The sequence below is a fragment of the Bradyrhizobium sp. genome, assembly GCF_035701725.1.
Classification (GTDB): domain Bacteria; phylum Pseudomonadota; class Alphaproteobacteria; order Rhizobiales; family Xanthobacteraceae; genus Bradyrhizobium.
In genome coordinates this window covers 1-2,984 of the sequence record NZ_DASSRP010000081.1, presented here as the reverse complement: position 1 = coordinate 2,984, position 2,984 = coordinate 1, and the positions used below count along the sequence as shown (strand labels likewise).

The following is a 2,984-nucleotide window of genomic DNA, read 5'->3' as shown; positions in this document are numbered from 1 at the left end:
GGTCGTCCTGATCGTCGTTCTTGTTGGCGGTTGGCTTGGCTGGATCGCGATCGCACGCGCAATGGTGAAGCACGAGCCGGTCGAATATTATCGCGGCTGGGGCGGCTATTGGCACCCGATCGGCCTCACCGACAAGATCAGCAAGGAAGAGGCCGACAATCTTCATGCCGAAGGCCGCGTGTACCTGATCGGCCGTTATGACGGCAAAAAGCTCGTGCGCGTCACCAAGATGCTCAAGGGCGCGGTGTTCTTCGATTTTGAGTACACTTACCATCCGAACGGCAGGTGCGCGAGCGTCAAGACCACGAACGCGAAAGGCGTCGTGAAGCTCCGCCGCTACGACCGCCGCGGCAAGCCGGAACCGGATAATGCAAGGGGATTTTGGTGAGCGAGCTGATGTGCTGCGTCCGCGTTATTTGCGGATCGGCACGCCCTTGGTGGTGAAGCGCTGAGTCCTGCCGCCCTCGCGCAGCGGCCGGCGCGTCGAGGCGGCCTTGCCGGTGCCGGGCGGCTGGTGCGCCGGGACCAGTTGATCGGGGCCGGAGCCGATCAGGTCGCGGCGTCCCATCGCTTTCAAGGCTTCGCGCAGCACCGGCCAGTTGTCGGGATCGTGATAGCGCAGGAACGCCTTGTGCAGCCGTCGCTGCCGCAGCCCCTTGATCGCCTCGACCTTTTGGCTCGCCCCGTGGCGCACGCCGCGCAGCGGATTGACGCCGGTGTGATACATCGCGGTCGCGGTCGCCATCGGCGAGGGCAGGAAGGTCTGCACCTGATCGGCGCGGTAGCGGTTCTTCTTCAGCCACAGCGCGAGGTTCATCATGTCCTCGTCTGATGTGCCCGGATGCGCCGCGATGAAATACGGGATCAGGTAATATTTCTTGCCGGCCTGTTTCGCCGCCGCCTCGAACATCTGCTTGAAGCGGGTGTAAGCGCCGATGCCGGGCTTCATCATCTTGTCGAGCGGGCCGCGCTCGGTGTGCTCGGGCGCGATCTTCAGGTAGCCGCCGACGTGATGGGTAACGAGCTCCTTGACATATTCGGGGCTCTTCACCGCCAGATCGTAGCGCACGCCGGAAGCGACCATCACCTTCTTGACGCCCTTGACCTCGCGCACCTTGCGATAGAGCGCGATCAGATCATCATGCGAGGTGTTGAGGTTCGGGCAGATCTCGGGGAAGACGCAGGACGGGCGTCTGCATAACGCTTCGACCTTCGGGTCCTTGCATGCCATCCGGTACATGTTGGCGGTCGGGCCGCCGATGTCGGAGATCACGCCGGTGAAGCCCGGCGTGGTGTCGCGGATGCGCTCGATCTCGCGCAGCACCGATCCCTCCGAACGGTTCTGGATGATGCGGCCCTCATGCTCGGTGATCGAGCAGAAGGTGCAGCCGCCGAAACAGCCGCGCATGATCGTCACCGAGAACTTGATCATGTCCCACGCCGGGATCTTCGCGTCACCGTAAGAAGGATGCGGCGCGCGCGCGTAAGGCAGGTCGTAGACCGAATCCATTTCCTCCGAGGTCAGCGGGATCGGCGGCGGATTGAGCCAGAGATCGCGGTCGCCATGGCGCTGCACCAGCGGCCGCGCATTGCCGGGATTGCTCTCCCGGTGCAGCACGCGCGAGGCGCGCGCATAGGCCTCCTTGTCCTGCTCGACCTGTTCGAGTGCCGGCAGGCGGATCACGGTGTCGCCGGCATGGCGGCCGGCGCCTTCATCGGCGGAATCGAGATCGCAGGCCAGCAATTCGGTGTATTGCTCGGGCACGCGGCGAAACAGCGCGACGCCGCGGATCGAACCGAGGTCGCGCGGGGCTTCGCCGGCGGCCAGCCGATGCGCCACCTCGACCACCGCGCGCTCGGCATTGCCGTAGAGCAAGAGGTCGGCCTTGGCGTCGGCCAATATCGAGCGGCGCACTTTCTCGGACCAGTAGTCGAAATGCGCGATCCGGCGCAGCGAAGCCTCGATGCCGCCGAGCACGATCGGAACATCCTTGTAGGCCTCGCGGCAGCGTTGTGCGTAAACGATGGTGCACCGGTCCGGGCGCTTGCCGCCTTCGCCGCCGGGCGTGTAGGCGTCGTCGTGGCGCAGGCGTCGGTCCGCGGTGTAGCGGTTCACCATCGAGTCCATGTTGCCGCCGGTGACGCCGAAGAACAGGCGCGGTTTGCCCAGCGCCTTGAACGGCTCGGCCGACTGCCAGTCCGGCTGCGCGATGATGCCGACCTTGAAGCCCTGCGCCTCCAACAGGCGGCCGATGATCGCCATGCCGAAGGAGGGATGGTCCACATACGCATCGCCCGTCACCAGCACGATGTCGCAAGTCTCCCAGCCGAGCCGCGCCATCTCGGGGCGGCTCATGGGCAGGAACGGTGCGGCCTTGGGCGCACGCGCGCCAAAGCGCGGCCAGGACATCAGCGGTTTTTCGGCGCGCATCAGGGCGTTCATGGCGCCAGAGGTAGGCCAGCGGCGCGGCGAATTCAACCGGATTGGGGCGCGATCGTTAAGGAAACGGGATTGCACCGGATTATGGCTCTACGCCACCACCAGGTTCCCGAGCAGCGCGCCGATATCGCTGGCTTGATCGATCGCCCATAGCGCCTTCAGGTTGGCGTCGGTTTGCGGTTTCGGCCAGCGCGCGCCGATGTTGCCGCGGAATTTCCGCTCGACATCGTCCCTCGTCATCGGCCTTGCGGCAAAGCCCGGCGCATGGTCGACCTCGCGCGTGATTTTTCGGCCGTCGAGAAGCGTCGCGGTGATGCGCGTCGGCACCGCGCCGCCGGTGCGCGCGGTCAGCGCCGGATCCTCCGCGACCTTGATCTTCTGCATGAAGGAAAGCACCGCGCGATCGCGGAATTTCGCTTCCGTGAAGCTTTCGGGCGTGACGTCGCCGTCGAACATCGCGCGCGCGATCATGTAGGGCAGGCTGTGGTCGGCGGTCTCGCGCGTCTTCGGGTCCCATTTTTCGGGCTCGCTGCCGGTGCGCTCA

At 65.3% G+C, this 2,984-nt stretch carries 2 protein-coding genes and 1 pseudogene; 1 reads left to right on the top strand and 2 read right to left on the bottom strand.

Annotated elements, in window-relative coordinates; translation table 11 throughout:
- Positions 1 to 388 (top strand): hypothetical protein (locus VFL62_RS04220; RefSeq protein ID WP_325171121.1); only part of this gene is annotated, 388 nt, incomplete at its 5' end.
- A 24-nt stretch (positions 389 to 412) separates the two neighbouring features.
- Here the strand turns inward: VFL62_RS04220 and VFL62_RS04215 are convergent.
- Together VFL62_RS04215 and VFL62_RS04210 are read right to left on the bottom strand one after the other, a co-directional pair.
- Positions 413 to 2,431 carry a YgiQ family radical SAM protein gene (locus VFL62_RS04215; protein ID WP_414644600.1) on the bottom strand — a complete coding sequence of 673 codons (2,019 nt, stop codon included), beginning with the start codon at positions 2,429 to 2,431 and terminating at the stop codon, positions 413 to 415.
- A 99-nt stretch (positions 2,432 to 2,530) separates the two neighbouring features.
- Positions 2,531 to 2,984: pseudogene (locus VFL62_RS04210) on the bottom strand (MmgE/PrpD family protein); the annotation flags it as partial.